The organism is Pseudomonas pichavaramensis (assembly GCF_050473265.1).
In the GTDB taxonomy this organism is placed as follows: domain Bacteria; phylum Pseudomonadota; class Gammaproteobacteria; order Pseudomonadales; family Pseudomonadaceae; genus Aquipseudomonas.
This window is the reverse complement of the sequence record NZ_JBJKFJ010000023.1, coordinates 1-16,323: the sequence shown is the minus strand read 5'-3', so window position 1 is coordinate 16,323 and position 16,323 is coordinate 1. Positions and strand designations below refer to the sequence as shown.

The following is a 16,323-nucleotide window of genomic DNA, read 5'->3' as shown; positions in this document are numbered from 1 at the left end:
GTCTTCCCGATTGCGAGGCGCGGATTCTAGCAGGGCCGCCTCAGACAACGGCAAGGGCGCCAAAGCGCCGCTACGCTTGCCAGTCAGTCCCGCGCAGATTTCGTTCACACCCCGGACAAAGCAGAGACAACCGGGAGTAGCGCGCCCCGATTCGATCTGGTAAGTTCGCCGGCTTGCAGTCGCAGGGCCGGAAAACCGTCTGGCAATGGAATAACCTGCGCGATGGATTCGAAAGAGTGAGAGGCGTCATCCATGCCCACAAAAGAAAAAGCCAAAAGCACCAGCCAGCTGATTCGTGGTTTCGAGCCCTATCAAGAGAAGAAAGGCGAGGAATACATGAGCGAGCCGATGCGCGCTCACTTCACCAGCATCCTCAATAAGTGGAAGCTGGAGCTGATGCAGGAAGTCGATCGTACCGTGCACCACATGCAGGACGAAGCGGCCAACTTCCCCGATCCGGCGGATCGCGCCAGCCAGGAAGAAGAGTTCAGCCTGGAACTGCGTGCCCGTGATCGCGAGCGCAAGCTGATCAAGAAGATCGACGAAACCTTGCAGCTGATCGAAGACGAAGACTACGGCTGGTGCGACTCCTGTGGCGTCGAAATCGGCATTCGCCGTCTGGAAGCCCGCCCCACCGCTACCCTGTGCATCGATTGCAAAACGCTGGCGGAAATCAAGGAAAAACAGATCGGTTCCTGATCTGACGACGGGGCGCTTAGGCGCCCCGCTCTGTTTCTGCACTTCCATCCTGACGCTGCGCTCGCTAGCCTCGCCGCGATGAACACTTCCTATATCGGCCGTTTCGCGCCCACGCCCAGCGGCTACCTGCACTTCGGCTCGCTGGTCGCCGCCCTCGCCTCCTATCTCGACGCCCGTGCCGTTGGCGGCCGCTGGCTGCTGCGCATGGAAGACCTAGACCCGCCCCGCGAGGTCCCCGGCGCTCAGGACGCGATCCTGCGCACCCTGGAGAACTACGGCTTCGAATGGGATGGCGAGCTGGTGCGCCAGAGCGAGCGCCATGCCCACTACGCCGAGCTGATCAGCCGCCTGTTCAGCCAGGGCCTGGCCTACGCCTGCACCTGCTCGCGCAAGCAGCTCGAAGGCCATGCCGGCATTTACCCCGGCTTCTGCCGCAATGCCTGTCACCCCGACCAGAACGCCGCTATCCGCTTGCGCGTACCCGAGCTGGAGTATCACTTCATCGACCGTGTACAAGGTGAATTCCGCCAGCACCTGGGGCGTGAAGTGGGCGATTTCGTCATTCGCCGCCGCGATGGCCTGTTCGCCTATCAGCTCGCCGTGGTGCTGGACGACGCCTGGCAGGGTGTTACCGATGTGGTGCGCGGCGCCGACCTGCTCGACTCGACACCGCGCCAACTCTACCTGCAGGAGTTGCTAGGGCTGGCGCAACCGCGTTACCTGCACGTGCCACTGATCATCCAGCCGGATGGCCACAAATTGGGCAAGAGCTACCGCTCACCACCCTTGCCCGCCGATCAAGCCGGGCCTTTGTTGCTGCGCGCCCTGCGCGCGCTGGGCCAACAGCCACCTGACGAGCTGCAGGGCGCAGCCCCTGCCGAGCTGCTGGCATGGGGCATCGCCCATTGGGACGCCAGCCGCATCGCACGCAGCCGCACACTGGCCGAAGCGCAATTGAAGTAGGTGTGCCCCGGCGAGGGTGCGCCCTACGTACTCCGGCTCAAGTTGGTGGCTTGCAACGCGCCGCTTCCTTTACCATCGCCGCATCTTTCGACGAGATGCCACATGTATATCTACCGACTGGTTCTGATCCTGGTTGTAGGGATCTACCTGTTCTCACCGGCCATCATGGACTGGTGGATCGACCCCAATGGCGCCTGGTACCGCCCGTACCTGCTGTGGCTGATCCTGATCGTCGTGACCTTCATTCTTCAGAGCCAACGCGATGCTGACGAGCTTTAGCCTGAGCGAACTGATCCTGATCAGCGCCGGCTACCTGCTGGTGCTGTTCGGCGTGGCCTGGGTCAGCGAACACGGCCTGATCCCGCGCTGGATCATTCGCCACCCGCTGACCTACACCCTGTCGCTGGGCGTCTATGCCAGCGCCTGGGCCTTTTATGGCACGGTGGGCCTGGCCTATCAGTACGGCTACGGCTTCCTGGCCAGTTATCTGGGCGTCTCCGGTGCCTTCCTGCTCGCCCCGGTGCTGCTCTATCCAATTCTGCGTATTACCCGCACCTACCAGCTGTCATCGCTGGCCGACCTGTTTGCCTTCCGCTTTCGCAGCACCTGGGCCGGCGTGCTGACCACCCTGTTCATGCTGATCGGCGTATTGCCGCTGCTGGCCCTGCAAATCCAGGCAGTGGCCGACTCCATCGGCATCCTCAGTCGTGAGCCCCTGCAGGAGAAGGTAGCGCTGAGTTACTGCGGGCTGATCATTCTGTTCACCATCCTCTTCGGCGCCCGCCATATCGCCACCCGGGAAAAACATGAAGGGCTGGTGTTCGCCATCGCCTTCGAATCGCTGGTCAAGTTGACGGCTCTGGGGGTGATCGGCTGGTACGCCCTCTACCAGGTGTTCGGTGGCCCGCACGAGCTGGAGCTGTGGCTGGTACAGAACCAGGCGGCGCTTTCCACGCTGCACACCCCGCTGCAGGAAGGCCCCTGGCGCACCCTGCTGCTGGTGTTCTTCGCATCAGCCATCGTCATGCCGCACATGTACCATATGACCTTCACCGAGAATCTCAACCCGCGCGCGATGGTCAGCGCCAGCTGGGGGTTGCCGCTGTTCCTGCTGTTGATGAGCCTGGCCGTGCCCCTGATACTGTGGGCCGGTTTGAAACTGGGCGCGACCACCAACCCGGAATACTTCACCCTCGGCCTGGGCATCGCGGTGAACAGCGAGGCGCTGGCCCTGCTCGCGTATGTCGGCGGGCTGTCGGCCTCCAGCGGGCTGATCATCGTTTCCACCCTGGCGTTGTCAGGCATGGCGCTCAACCACCTAGTGCTGCCGCTGTATCAGCCACCGGCTGAGGGCAACATCTATCGCTGGCTGAAATGGACACGCCGCGCGCTGATCGCTTTCATCATCATGGCCGGCTATGGCTTCTATCTGCTGCTCGGCGCGCAGCAGGACCTGGCCAACCTCGGCATCGTCGCCTTCGTCGCCACTCTGCAGTTCCTCCCGGGCGTGCTCTCGGTGCTGTACTGGCAGACCGCCAACCGTCGCGGCTTCCTCGCCGGCTTGCTGGCCGGTATCTGCGTCTGGGCGCTGACCATGCTCCTGCCTTTGTTGGGCAATCTGGAAGGCTTCTACCTGCCGCTGTTCAACGTCATTTATGTGCTCGACGATGCCAGCTGGCACCTGGCCGCAATCGCCTCGCTGGCCGCCAACGTGCTGGTGTTCACTCTGGTGTCGCTGTTCACCGAAGCCAGCCCCGAGGAAAAGAGCGCCGCCGAAGCCTGTGCCGTGGACAACGTACGCCGCCCGCAACGCCGCGAACTGGTCGCCGCGACCCCACAGGAGTTCGCCGCGCAACTGGCCAAGCCGCTGGGCGCCAAGACCGCCCAGCGCGAAGTGGAGCAAGCGCTGCGTGACCTGCATCTACCTTTCGACGAAAGCCGCCCCTACGCCCTGCGCCGTTTGCGCGACCGCATCGAGGCCAACCTGTCCGGCCTGATGGGCCCCAGCGTGGCGCAGGACATCGTCGAGACCTTCCTGCCCTACAAGTCTGGCAGTGAAGGTTACGTCACCGAGGACATCCACTTCATCGAGAGCCGCCTGGAAGACTACCAGTCGCGCCTCACTGGCCTCGCCGCCGAACTCGACGCCCTGCGCCGCTACCACCGCCAGACCCTGCAGGAACTGCCGATGGGCGTGTGCTCGCTGGCCAAGGACCAGGAAATCCTGATGTGGAACCGCGCCATGGAGGAGCTCACCGAGATTCCCGCCCAGCGCATCGTCGGCTCGCGTCTCAGCGCCCTGGCCGAACCCTGGCACAGCCTCCTGCAGGACTTCATCGAGCGCCCGGACCAGCACCTGCACAAACAACACCTGGCCGTGGACGGGCAGATCCGCTGGCTGAACCTGCACAAGGCCGCCATCGACGAACCCCTGGCCCCCGGTAACAGTGGCCTGGTGCTGCTGGTCGAGGACCAGACCGAAACCCAGATGCTGGAAGACAAGCTGGTGCACTCCGAGCGCCTGGCCTCTATCGGTCGCCTGGCCGCCGGGGTCGCACATGAGATCGGCAACCCCATCACCGGCATCGCCTGCCTGGCGCAAAACCTGCGCGAAGAGCGCGAAAACGATGGCGAGCTGACGGAGATCAGCGGGCAGATACTGGAACAGACCAAGCGCGTCTCGCGCATCGTCCAGTCGCTGATGAGCTTTGCCCACTCCGGCAGTCACCAACGCAGCGACGAGCCGGTATGCCTGGCCGACGTGGCGCAGGACGCCATCGGCCTGCTGTCGCTAAACAAGCGCAACTTCGATATCCAGTTCTACAACCTTTGCGACCCGGAGCACTGGGCCGAGGGCGACCCGCAACGTCTGGCTCAGGTACTGATCAACCTGCTGTCCAACGCGCGTGACGCTTCACCGCCCGGCGGCGCGATCCGCGTGCGCAGCGAAGCCAGCGAACATACCGTCGACCTGATCGTCGAGGATGAAGGCAGCGGAATTCCCAAGGCGATCATCGACCGTCTGTTCGAGCCTTTTTTCACCACCAAGGACCCCGGAGAAGGGACCGGACTGGGCCTCGCACTGGTCTATTCGATCGTGGAAGAGCATTATGGACAAATAACAATCGACAGCCCGGCCGACCCCGAGCGCCAACTGGGCACTCGAATCCGGGTCACTCTGCCAAGGCATGTCGAGGCGACGTCCGTAGCGATGTAAACAGCGAAAGCAGGTGCTGACCGCACCTCCGTGACCGCCGAGAGAACGAATTGATGCCACATATTCTTATCGTCGAAGACGAAACCATTATCCGCTCTGCCTTGCGCCGCCTGCTCGAACGTAACCAGTACCAGGTCAGTGAAGCCGGCTCGGTACAAGAGGCCCAGGAACGCTACAGCATTCCCGGCTTCGACCTGATCGTCAGCGACCTGCGCCTGCCTGGTGCTCCCGGCACCGAACTGATCAAGCTGGCCGAAGGCACCCCGGTGCTGATCATGACCAGTTACGCCAGCCTGCGCTCGGCGGTGGACTCGATGAAGATGGGCGCTGTCGATTACATCGCCAAACCATTCGACCACGACGAAATGCTGCAGGCCGTCGCCCGCATCCTGCGCGACCGCCAGGAAGCCAAAAGCGCACCAACGCCATCAGCCGCCAGCAGTGCACGCAGTGGCGCTGCGGAAAAGGCAGCAGAAAACGCCAACGGCGAGATCGGCATCATCGGCTCCTGCGCCGCCATGCAGGATCTCTACAGCAAAATTCGCAAGGTCGCCCCCACCGACTCCAACGTGCTGGTGCAGGGTGAGTCCGGCACCGGCAAGGAGCTGGTCGCCCGTGCCCTGCACAACCTGTCCAAACGTGCCAAGGCGCCACTGATTTCGGTGAACTGCGCGGCGATTCCGGAAACACTGATCGAGTCCGAGCTGTTCGGCCACGAGAAGGGGGCGTTCACTGGCGCCAGCGCTGGACGCGCCGGCCTGGTGGAAGCCGCCGACGGCGGCACGCTGTTTCTCGACGAGATTGGCGAACTGCCGCTGGAAGCCCAGGCGCGTCTGCTGCGCGTGTTGCAGGAAGGCGAGATTCGCCGGGTTGGCTCGGTGCAATCGCAAAAGGTCGACGTGCGCCTGATCGCCGCCACCCACCGAGACCTGAAGACCCTGGCCAAGACCGGCCAATTCCGTGAAGACCTTTACTACCGCCTGCACGTGATCGCCCTCAAGCTGCCAGCGTTGCGCGAGCGTGGTAGCGATGTGATCGAGATCGCCCAGGCCTTCCTGGTGCGCCAGTACACACGCATGGGCCGCGACCCATTGCGTTTTGCCCATGACGCCGAGCAGGCGATCCGTCATTACCCCTGGCCGGGTAACGTGCGCGAACTGGAGAACGCCATCGAGCGCGCGGTGATTCTCTGCGAAGGGTCGGAAATTTCTGCCGACCTGCTGGGCATCGATATCGAACTGGATGATCTGGAAGACGAGGACTTCGGCCTGCCGGCAGCCTCCGGGCAGAGCAGCGGCAACAGTCACGAGCCGACCGAGGACCTGTCACTAGAAGACTACTTCCAGCATTTCGTTCTCGAGCATCAGGACCACATGACCGAGACCGAGCTGGCACGCAAGCTGGGCATCAGCCGTAAATGCCTGTGGGAGCGTCGTCAGCGCCTGGGCATTCCTCGCCGCAAATCGGGTGTGACCAGCGGCCCTTGACGCGGCGGTAACGGTGACAAACGCTCCGCACACTGGTTCCACAAGTTGTTACCGTTTCAATATCTCGTAACAAAGGCCGGGTCTATCGGTAACGAAAACCCGGCTTTTTTCTCCCTCACCCGACACCTCGAATAGCCGTAACCCCTTGTTTTACAAGGAATCTCAAAAGTTGGCACGGCAACTGCTTTATCTCTAGCACAACAACAATAACAAGCAATGCCCTACACAATAAGAACAAGACGTAACGACTCCAGAACAACAAAAACAATAAGGTACGGAGGCGCAGCTAACTGATTCTTTTGGAGAGGAGTTGCCGCGGGGGTATCCCCAGCGACCAGACCGAGAACAACAAAACTGTCTTCAGGCAGCACCCGAACTGGTTGGTTAATGGCAACATCAGCGTCCAAAGAAATCCGTTTGCTATTGGCTCCCCTCTTTAGGGAGCACCCGGTAAGCCACGGCAAGCCGGGAAGGGTCGACAACAAAAACAACAGGCCCTCAATAACAATAAAAACAGAGCACGCACCAACTTGGGGGGGAGCTTCGGCTCCCCCAGTAGCTTCCAGTCCCCGGATCCCCGGCCTGCCTCCCTTCTACACACCTTCTCCCGACACGATGCTAGAATCCGCAGCAATCATGCGGTCATCGTTTCGCATGCCGTTGAAAAACGTTGCCGCCAAAGGCAGCACGAGGCAAGAACACCCGAGAGAGCAGAATTTACAGGTTGTAAATCAGCGTCTCGTGGCTGAGTTCGACGCCACGCTGCCCATGCCGCCAGTTGTTCAACAGCACGTGAGGCTGACCGGCCACTTATCCAAACAGTGCCTCCCATGCTGAAAAAGCTGTTCACCTCTTTCCGCTCACCTCTGCGCCGTGCCCCCCGCCCACGCAGCACGCCCGAAGTGCTGAGCAGCCGCCAACATCCACTCAAGCGCAACGAGATCAGTCGCCACGCCATCAGTGTGGTCGAGCGCCTGCAGAAAGCCGGCTATCAGGCCTATCTGGTCGGTGGCTGCGTACGCGATCTGCTGCTGGATATCGACCCCAAGGACTTCGACGTGGCCACCAGCGCCACCCCGGAGCAGGTGCGCGCCGAGTTCCGCAACGCACGGGTGATTGGTCGCCGCTTCAAGCTGGTCCACGTGCACTTCGGTCGCGAAATCATCGAGGTTGCCACCTTCCGCGCCAATCACCCGCAGGGTGAGGACGAAGGCGACAGCAACCAGTCCGCCCGTCACGAGAGCGGTCGCATCCTGCGCGACAACGTCTACGGCACGCTGGAGGACGACGCTCAGCGCCGCGACTTCACCATCAACGCGCTGTACTACGATCCGACTCAGGAACACATCCTCGATTACGCCCGCGGCATGCATGACGTACGTAACCACCAGGTGCGTCTGATCGGCGACCCTGAGCAACGTTATCTGGAGGACCCGGTGCGCATGCTGCGTGCAGTGCGCTTCGCCGCCAAGCTCGATTTCGACATCGAGAAACACAGCGCCGCACCGATTCGCCGCCTCGCACCGATGCTGCGTGACATCCCGGCGGCTCGCCTGTTCGATGAGGTCCTCAAGCTGTTCCTCGCCGGCTATGCCGAATACACCTTCGACCTGCTGCTCGAACACAACCTGTTCGCCCAGCTGTTTCCGGCCAGTGGCGAAGCGCTCAAGCACAATCCCGAGTACACCGAGAAGCTGATCCGCCAGGCGCTGATCAACACCGACGACCGCATCCATGACGGCAAGTCGGTGACCCCGGCCTTCCTCTTCGCCGCCCTGCTCTGGCCCGCGCTACCGGCGCGGGTGCTGCAACTGCAGGACAAAGGCATGCCGCCGATTCCGGCCATGCAGGAAGCTGCCCACACGCTGATCGCCGAGCAGTGCCAGCGTATTGCCGTGCCCAAACGCTTCACCATCCCGATTCGCGAAATCTGGGACATGCAGGAGCGTCTGCCACGCCGCAGCGGCAAGCGCGCCGACCTGCTGTTGGAGAATCCGCGTTTCCGCGCCGGTTATGACTTCCTCCTGCTGCGCGAACTGGCTGGCGAGAATACCGGTGGCCTGGGCGACTGGTGGACGGACTACCAGGAAGCCAACGACAGTCAGCGTCGACAGATGATTCGCGACCTCGCGGGCAAAGGCGAAAGCACCACTAGCGCACCGCGCAAACGCCGCCGTAACAACAATCGCCGCAAGCGCAGCAGCGAAAGCGGCGGCGAATGATGGAGCGGGTCTACATCGGCCTCGGCAGCAACCTGGCCGAGCCGCTGCAGCAGCTGCGCGCGGCGCTCGATGCCATCGCCCAGCTGCCGCACAGCAGGCTGCAGGCGCACTCCTCGTTCTATATCAGCGACCCACTCGGCCCTGCCGATCAGCCGCGCTACGTCAATGCGGTCGCAGCGCTGGACACCGAGCTGCAGCCCTGGGCCCTGCTCGACGGCCTGCAACGCATCGAGCAGGAGCAAGGCCGCGTGCGCAAGGCCGAGCGCTGGGGGCCGCGCACGCTGGACCTGGATGTGCTGCTGTTCGGCGAGCGGCTGATCGCCGACGAGCGCCTGACCGTGCCGCACTATCACATGCATGCGCGCGCGTTCGTGCTCTACCCGCTCGCCGAACTTGCCGCCGATCTGCAACTGCCGGACGGCCGCAGCCTGCGTGCACTACTCGACGCCTGCCCCTTCGAGGGGCTGGAGCGTCTGCCCGGGTAACCCGGCAAGCTTCTGTGGGAGGGGCCTCTGCCGCGACCCGCAAAGCTCGCCGCTGAAGCGCCTCCCACAGGGCAGCCCTCCACACAACCGAACATGCCCGGTAACGCCAGTAACAGAGCGGTAACACCTGCAATTGACTTCGTGCCCCCCCATCAGGACTATAGGCGTCCCGTCGCCCCGCGCCGGACGCACCTTTGATGCCAATCCAGGCCGGATTGCAGCCAGATAGAAGCGGTATACCGAGCCTGAGCGAGGACCTTTGAAATGCCTGACGTTACCCTGACCACACTGCAGAGCCTCAAGCAGAACGGCGAAAAGATCGCCATGCTGACCTGCTACGACGCCACCTTTGCTCACGCGGCCAGCCAGGCCGGCGTTGACGTGCTGCTGGTCGGCGACTCACTGGGTATGGTTCTGCAGGGCCACGACAGCACCCTGCCGGTTAACATCGAGGACATGGCGTATCACACGGCAAGCGTCAAACGCGGTAACCAGGGCGCGCTGATCATCACCGACCTGCCCTTCATGGCCTACGCCACGATCGAGCAGACGCTGCTCAACAGCGCCAGACTCATGCAGGCCGGCGCGCACATGGTCAAGCTGGAAGGCGCTGGCTGGCTGGCCGAGCCGATCCGTCTGCTGGCCGAGCGCGGCGTGCCGGTGTGCGCGCATCTGGGCCTGACCCCGCAGGCGGTCAACATCCTCGGCGGTTACAAGGTGCAGGGCCGCCAGGAAGCCCAGGCGCGGCAGATGCGAGCCGATGCCATGGCACTGGAGCAGGCTGGCGCCGCCATGCTGCTGCTCGAATGCGTGCCGAGCGAGCTGGCCGCCGAGATCACCCAAGCGGTGAAAATTCCGGTGATCGGCATTGGCGCAGGTGTCGCCACCGATGGCCAGGTGCTGGTCCAGCACGACATGCTCGGGTTGTCACTATCAGGCCGTGCGCCCAAGTTCGTGCGCAACTTCATGGAAGGCCAAAGCAGCATTCAGGGCGCTTTCGCGGCTTACGTGCAAGCGGTCAAGGACGGCAACTTCCCCGCTGCCGAGCATGGTTTCTCCGCATGAACACGGTAAAAACCCTGCGCGAGCTGCGCGCCGTGATTGCTCAGGCCCGCGCCGAGGGCAAGCAGATCGGCTTCGTTCCGACCATGGGCAACCTGCACGCAGGCCATGTCTCACTGGTGGAGACCGCTGCCCAGCGCGCCGACTTCGTGGTCGCCAGCATCTTCGTCAACCCGCTGCAGTTTGGCGCCGGAGAGGACCTGGACACTTACCCACGCACGCTGGCCGCCGACCAGGAGAAGCTGCTGGCCGCAGGCTGCCACCTGTTGTTCCATCCTGATGTCAGCGAGATCTATCCGCACGGCATGGGCGACCAGACCCGCGTCAGCGTTCCCGTGGTTTCCGAAGGCCTCTGCGGCGCCAGCCGACCAGGGCACTTCGAAGGCGTCGCCACCGTCGTGACCAAGCTGTTCAACATGGTGCAGCCAGATCTGGCCGTGTTCGGCGAGAAGGACTACCAGCAACTGGCGGTGATCCGTGCGCTGGTGCAGGATCTGAACATGCCGATCCAGATCATCGGCGTAGCGACTCGACGTGCCGAAGACGGCCTCGCCCTGTCCTCGCGCAACGGCTACCTCAGCGCCGAACAGCGCAGCATTGCCCCAAGCCTGTATCGCGGCCTGCAAGCCGTCGCCGAACAGCTGCAACGCGGCGCTCGCGATTATTCACGACTGGTCGATGAGGCTCAGGCTCGGCAACGCGAAGCCGGTTTAACTCCCGACTACCTGGAAATCCGTAACGCGCTGACCCTGCGCCCTGCGCAGCTCGACGACCGTCACCTGGTAGTGCTTACTGCCGCACATTTGGGTAACACCCGCCTGATCGACAATCTACTGGTTGAACTGCCCGCGCAGTAGCTGTCTCCAAAGACAGCCGGTTACACTCTCAAAGGCCCGGATCGATCCGGGCCTTTTGCTTTAGCGGATCAGGAGCTCCGATGGCCTATTACCAGCAGCCTCACGATGTCACCACTCTGCCCGCCTGGCAGGCCCTGCAGCAGCACCGCGCCGAAATGGCCGGGTTCAGCATGCGCGAGGCATTCGCCGCCGATGCACGGCGCTTTCAGCGCTTCTCGCTCGACAGTTGCGGCTTGCTGCTGGATTACTCGAAAAACCTGATCGACGAACGCAGCCTCGAACTGCTGATACAACTGGCCGAGCAGGCTGGCCTGCATGAGTCCATCAGCAACCTGTTCGATGGCGAGCACGTCAATGCCTCCGAAGGCCGCGCGGCCCTGCATACGGCACTGCGCAGCCCGGTGGGTCACTGTCAGGTGGTCGACGGCACGGACATCATCCCTGAGGTGCACCGCGTTCTGAATCAGGTCACCGAGCTGGTCAGCCGTATTCATAGCGGCTTGTGGCGTGGCTACAGCGAGAAGCCGATCAAGGAAGTGGTCAACATCGGTATCGGCGGTTCCTTCCTCGGCCCGCAGCTGGTTTCCGAAGCCTTGCGCCCGTTCACCCAGCGCGGCGTGCGCTGCCATTACCTGGCCAATATCGACGGCAGCGAGTTCCGCGAACTGACTGCCCGCCTCGACCCGGAAACCACTCTGTTCATCGTCTCCAGCAAATCCTTCGGCACCCTGGAAACCCTGAAGAACACCCTGGCCGCACGCGACTGGTACCTGGCCATGGGCGGCCCGGAAGAAGAGCTGCACCGCCACTTCATCGCGGTGACCAGCAACCGTGCGGCGGCCATCGAGTTCGGCATCGGCGAAGAGAACATCTTCCCCATGTGGGACTGGGTCGGCGGCCGCTACTCGCTGTGGTCGGCCATCGGCCTGCCCATCGCCCTGGCCATCGGCGTGTCCAACTTCAAGGAACTGCTGGCCGGCGCCTACGCCATGGACCAGCATTTCACCCAGGCGCCGCTGGCCGAGAACATGCCGGTACTGATGGCCCTGCTGGGCATCTGGTACAGCAACTTCTGGGGCGCACAGAGTCACGCCATCCTGCCCTACGACCATTACCTGCGTAACTTCACCAAGCACCTGCAGCAATTGGACATGGAGTCCAACGGCAAGAGTGTGCGCCAGGACGGCAGCCCGCTGGACATCGCCACCGGTCCGATCATCTGGGGCGGCGTGGGCTGCAACGGCCAGCACGCCTACCACCAGCTGCTGCACCAGGGCCGCCTGCTGGTGCCGGCGGACTTCATCGTCCCGGTCAACAGCTACAACCCGCTGTCCGATCATCATCAGTGGCTGTTCGCCAACTGTTTGTCCCAGGCACAGGCGCTGATGCAGGGCAAAAACCGCGAAGAGGCCGAAGCCGAACTGCGCGGCAAGGGCATGAGCGAGGAAGACGTGCAGCGCCTCGCACCGCACAAGGTCATCCCCGGCAACCGTCCGAGCAACATCCTGGTGATGAACCGCATCGCGCCATTCGAACTGGGCGCGCTGGTGGCGCTGTATGAGCACAAGGTGTTCGTGCAGAGCGCCATCTGGGGCATCAACGCCTTCGACCAGTGGGGCGTGGAGCTGGGCAAGGAAATGGGCAAGGACGTCTATCAGCGCCTGACCGGCCAGCTCGACAACAATGCCGCAGATGCTTCGACCCAGGGCCTGATCGCCCACTTCCGCGAGCGCCATCGCGGCTGACCCACCAATAACACTGTCCGGCGCCACTGCCGGGCAGTGTTACCGCCACTCATCGAACATCGCCCCTTGAAGCCGGCATCGGCTTGGGTGCACCCTTGTGCTTGTTGCGGACAAACAATTACAAGGACCCCGCCATGTTCGAGATCACCCGTCACCCCGTGGCCGACGCGGTGCGCCAGCGTGCACACCTGGATAACGACGCCTACCTGCGCCAGTACCGGCAGTCGGTCGAACAACCCGATGCCTTCTGGGCCGAGCAGGCCAAGGCCTTTCTGCACTGGTTCAAACCCTGGGACCAGGTCCACGACAGCGACCTGAAACAGGGCCGTGCCGAATGGTTCAAGGGCGGCCAGCTCAACGTCGCCTACAACTGCATCGATCGCCATCTGCAGCAACGTGGCGAACAGGTCGCCATCATCTGGGAAGGCGACAACCCCGCCGAATCCGCACACATCACCTATAACAAGCTGCACCACAACGTCAGTCGTCTGGCCAACGTGCTGAAAAGCCGTGGCGTGAAAAAAGGCGACCGGGTGTGCATCTACATGCCAATGATTCCCGAGGCCGCCTACGCCATGCTCGCCTGCGCGCGTATTGGCGCCGTGCACTCGGTGGTGTTCGGCGGTTTCTCCCCCGACGCACTGCGCGACCGCATCCTCGATGCTGATTGCCGCACCGTGATCACCGCCGATGAAGGCGTACGTGGTGGCAAGTACATCCCCCTGAAAGCCAACGTCGACAAGGCCCTGCAAAGCTGTCCGAATGTCTCCAGCGTGGTGGTGGTCGAGCGCACCCAAGGCGAGGTCGACTGGGTGGAAAGCCGTGACATCTGGTATCACCAGGCACTCAAGGAAGTCGATGCCGACTGTCCGGCCGAACCGATGGACGCCGAGGATCCGCTATTCATCCTCTACACCTCGGGCTCGACCGGCAAACCCAAGGGCGTGTTGCACACCACTGGCGGCTATCTGCTCGGCGCCGCGATGACCCACAAGTACGTGTTCGACTACCACGAAGGCGATATCTACTGGTGCACCGCCGATGTCGGCTGGGTCACCGGGCACAGCTACATCGTCTACGGCCCGTTGGCCAATGCCGCGACCACCCTGATGTTCGAAGGCGTGCCCAACTACCCGGACGCTTCGCGCTTCTGGCAGGTGATCGACAAGCACCGGGTCAACACCTTCTACACCGCACCCACCGCTCTGCGTGCGCTGATGCGTGAAGGCGAAGCGGCAGTGAAAGGCACCTCTCGGGAAAGCCTGCGCCTGCTCGGCACCGTCGGCGAACCCATCAACCCGGAAGCCTGGGAGTGGTACTTCCACGTGGTCGGCGACATGCGCTGCCCGATCGTCGACACCTGGTGGCAGACCGAGACCGGCTCGATCCTGATCACCCCGCTGCCGGGCGCCACCGACCTCAAGCCGGGCTCGGCGACCCGTCCGTTCTTCGGCGTACAACCGGTGCTGCTCGACGAGCAAGGCAAGGAAATCGACGGTCCCGGCAGCGGCGTGCTGGCCATCAAAGCCAGCTGGCCGAGCCAGATCCGCAGTGTCTACGGCGACCACCAGCGCATGATCGACACCTACTTCAAGCCCTACCCCGGCTACTACTTCACCGGCGACGGCGCCCGTCGCGACGAGGATGGCTACTACTGGATCACCGGTCGCGTCGATGACGTGATCAACGTCTCCGGCCACCGCATCGGCACCGCCGAGGTGGAAAGCGCACTGGTACTGCACGATGCCGTGGCCGAAGCCGCCGTGGTCGGCTACCCGCACGACGTAAAGGGTCAGGGCATCTATGCCTACGTCACCCTGATGAGCGGCCAGGAGCCGTCCGAGGACCTGAAGAAAGACCTGCTGAGCCTTGTCGGCAAGGAGATCGGCAGCTTCGCCAAGCCGGAGCTGATCCAGTGGGCACCAGGCCTGCCCAAGACCCGTTCGGGCAAGATCATGCGACGCATCCTGCGCAAGATCGCCTGCAACGAACTGGAGAACATGGGCGACACCTCGACCCTGGCTGACCCCAGCGTGGTCGACAGCCTGATGGAGCAACGGCTCAACCGCTGACGCTTGGCCCCGGCCCGAAAGGTCCGGGGCCATCTTGTCGTATGCCAGCCAAGCGCCGAAAATGCGCGCCATGGAAAGCCTACGTCGTCAGATCGAAAAACAGGTGCACAGCCTCACCGGCGCCTCGCTGGGCGTGCTCGACCTCGACCAGCCACGCGGCGATGCCGGCCTGTTCGGCCCGCAGTCGATGGTCTGGGAGGTGCATGCCGACTTCACCGCGATGATGGTCGGCGGCATTTCCGCCCTGCTCCTGCAGATGCTGCACCCGCTAGCCCTGGCCGGCGTCTGGGATCACTCCACCTTCCGCCAGGACATGATCGGCCGACTGCGCCGCACCAGCCTGTTCATCGCCGCTACCAGCTACGGCGGCCTGCACGACGCCGAGCAACTGATCGACAAGGTACGCACCATTCACCTGCAGGTGGTCGGCAACGCAGCGGACGGCCGACCCTATGCCGCCAGCGATCCGGCGCTACTGACCTGGGTACACGTCTCCGAGGTCAGCCAGTTCCTTGGCGGCTACCTGCGCTACGTCAATCCGCACCTGGCGCCGGCCGAACAGGACCGCTACTACCGCGAGGTGGCGCTGATCGCCGAGCGCCTAGGCGCACAGGACGTGCCCAAATCGGCCCAGGCCATCGCCGACTACCTGCAACGTATGCGCCCGCAGCTGCTCTGCGATGAACGTACCCGCGAAGTGGTACGGCTGCTGTATAGCGCCCCGATGCCCAGCATCCTGGCCAAGCCCTTCGGCAAGCTGATGATGCAAGCCGGCATCGACCTGCTACCCGACTGGGCCAGCGATATGCTTGGCGAACAGCAGCCCGCCTGGCGCCGCCCACTGATCCGCGCCAGCGTAGGACGCACCGCCACTGTTCTGCGCTGGGCCGTACGCAACAGCGCCGCGCAGCGTGCCCGAAGGCGTCTGGCGCATTAGGTGCGAGGCCAACGCGCGCAGCGGAGAAGCAGGGAAACGTAGCCCGTATGCAATCCGGGATAACTATCTCTCGACCTCCCCGGACTGTATCCGGGCTGCGTCAGACTGCTGCGGAAGCCGCCCGTTTTCTTGATAAACTGTCGGCCTTCCTTTCTCCGAGATGCCGCGCATGCCCGCTCTTGATCAGGCGCTGCGCGCCGCACTCACCGCCCGTGAAAGCCTGCTGTCCGAGCTGCAGACGCAAGGCACCGACTGTTACCGTCTGTTCCACGGCAGTCAGGAAGGTGTGCCAGGCCTGACCGTCGACCGCTACGGCCCGCAGTTGCTGGTACAAAGCTTTCACCAGCCGTTGCCTGCAGAAGACCTGCAAGGCGTAGCCAGCATCGTCGAAAAGCATCTTGGCCAAACGCTGCTGCTGGTCTACAACGACCGCTCCAAAGGCAACTCGCGTATCGACCGCGACCCGACACTGTTCCAGCCCACGGAAGCGGCACTGGAGGATCTGGTCGGCCAGGAATGGGGCCTCAATTACCGGGTACGCGGCCGCCACGCAGGGCAGGACCCACTGCTTTTTCTT

The 16,323-nt window shown here is 63.2% G+C and carries 12 protein-coding genes and 1 pseudogene; all 13 read left to right on the top strand.

Going from position 1 to position 16,323, the window contains the following annotated elements; translation table 11 throughout:
* Positions 1-252 precede the first annotated feature (252 nt).
* Positions 253-699 (top strand): RNA polymerase-binding protein DksA, encoded by a 447-nt coding sequence (dksA, locus tag ACJRW5_RS24195; RefSeq protein ID WP_484573024.1) that lies wholly within the window; start codon positions 253-255, stop codon positions 697-699.
* A gap of 78 nt (positions 700-777) precedes the next feature.
* Positions 778-1,662 (top strand): tRNA glutamyl-Q(34) synthetase GluQRS, encoded by an 885-nt coding sequence (gene gluQRS / locus ACJRW5_RS24190; RefSeq protein ID WP_484573022.1) that lies wholly within the window; start codon positions 778-780, stop codon positions 1,660-1,662.
* 102 nt (positions 1,663-1,764) lie between these two features.
* Complete coding sequence (locus ACJRW5_RS24185) at positions 1,765-1,941, top strand: hypothetical protein (RefSeq protein ID WP_003244646.1); 177 nt, start codon at positions 1,765-1,767, stop codon at positions 1,939-1,941.
* Positions 1,925-4,879: a sensor histidine kinase gene (locus tag ACJRW5_RS24180; RefSeq protein ID WP_484573021.1), complete on the top strand. Its 2,955-nt coding sequence runs from the start codon at positions 1,925-1,927 to the stop codon at positions 4,877-4,879. Before ACJRW5_RS24185 ends, ACJRW5_RS24180 begins: the two co-directional genes overlap by 17 nt.
* A 53-nt stretch (positions 4,880-4,932) precedes the next feature.
* The gene (locus tag ACJRW5_RS24175; protein WP_484573020.1) at positions 4,933-6,366 is read left to right on the top strand and encodes a sigma-54-dependent transcriptional regulator; all 1,434 of its coding nucleotides are present in this window, start codon (positions 4,933-4,935) and stop codon (positions 6,364-6,366) included.
* A gap of 830 nt (positions 6,367-7,196) precedes the next feature.
* Entirely contained in the window at positions 7,197-8,588 is a 1,392-nt protein-coding gene (locus ACJRW5_RS24170; RefSeq protein ID WP_484573019.1) for a polynucleotide adenylyltransferase PcnB, read from the top strand.
* Complete coding sequence (gene folK, locus ACJRW5_RS24165; RefSeq protein WP_484573018.1) at positions 8,585-9,073, top strand: 2-amino-4-hydroxy-6-hydroxymethyldihydropteridine diphosphokinase; 489 nt, start codon at positions 8,585-8,587, stop codon at positions 9,071-9,073. The genes ACJRW5_RS24170 and folK overlap by 4 nt, the downstream gene beginning before the upstream one ends.
* A 264-nt stretch (positions 9,074-9,337) precedes the next feature.
* The gene (gene panB / locus ACJRW5_RS24160; RefSeq protein WP_484573017.1) at positions 9,338-10,138 is read left to right on the top strand and encodes a 3-methyl-2-oxobutanoate hydroxymethyltransferase; all 801 of its coding nucleotides are present in this window, start codon (positions 9,338-9,340) and stop codon (positions 10,136-10,138) included.
* Entirely contained in the window at positions 10,135-10,992 is an 858-nt protein-coding gene (gene panC / locus ACJRW5_RS24155) for a pantoate--beta-alanine ligase (RefSeq protein WP_484573016.1), read from the top strand. The genes panB and panC overlap by 4 nt, the downstream gene beginning before the upstream one ends.
* A gap of 80 nt (positions 10,993-11,072) precedes the next feature.
* Complete coding sequence (pgi, locus tag ACJRW5_RS24150; RefSeq protein WP_484573015.1) at positions 11,073-12,737, top strand: glucose-6-phosphate isomerase; 1,665 nt, start codon at positions 11,073-11,075, stop codon at positions 12,735-12,737.
* Positions 12,738-12,871: 134 nt separating this feature from the next.
* Positions 12,872-14,809, top strand: coding sequence for an acetate--CoA ligase (gene acs / locus ACJRW5_RS24145; RefSeq protein WP_484573014.1), 1,938 nt, complete (start codon positions 12,872-12,874; stop codon positions 14,807-14,809).
* Positions 14,810-14,879: 70 nt separating this feature from the next.
* On the top strand, positions 14,880-15,746 hold the full coding sequence (locus tag ACJRW5_RS24140; protein WP_484573013.1) for an oxygenase MpaB family protein: 867 nt from the start codon (positions 14,880-14,882) through the stop codon (positions 15,744-15,746).
* A gap of 169 nt (positions 15,747-15,915) precedes the next feature.
* A pseudogene (locus ACJRW5_RS24135) lies at positions 15,916-16,323 on the top strand (class I SAM-dependent rRNA methyltransferase); the annotation flags it as partial.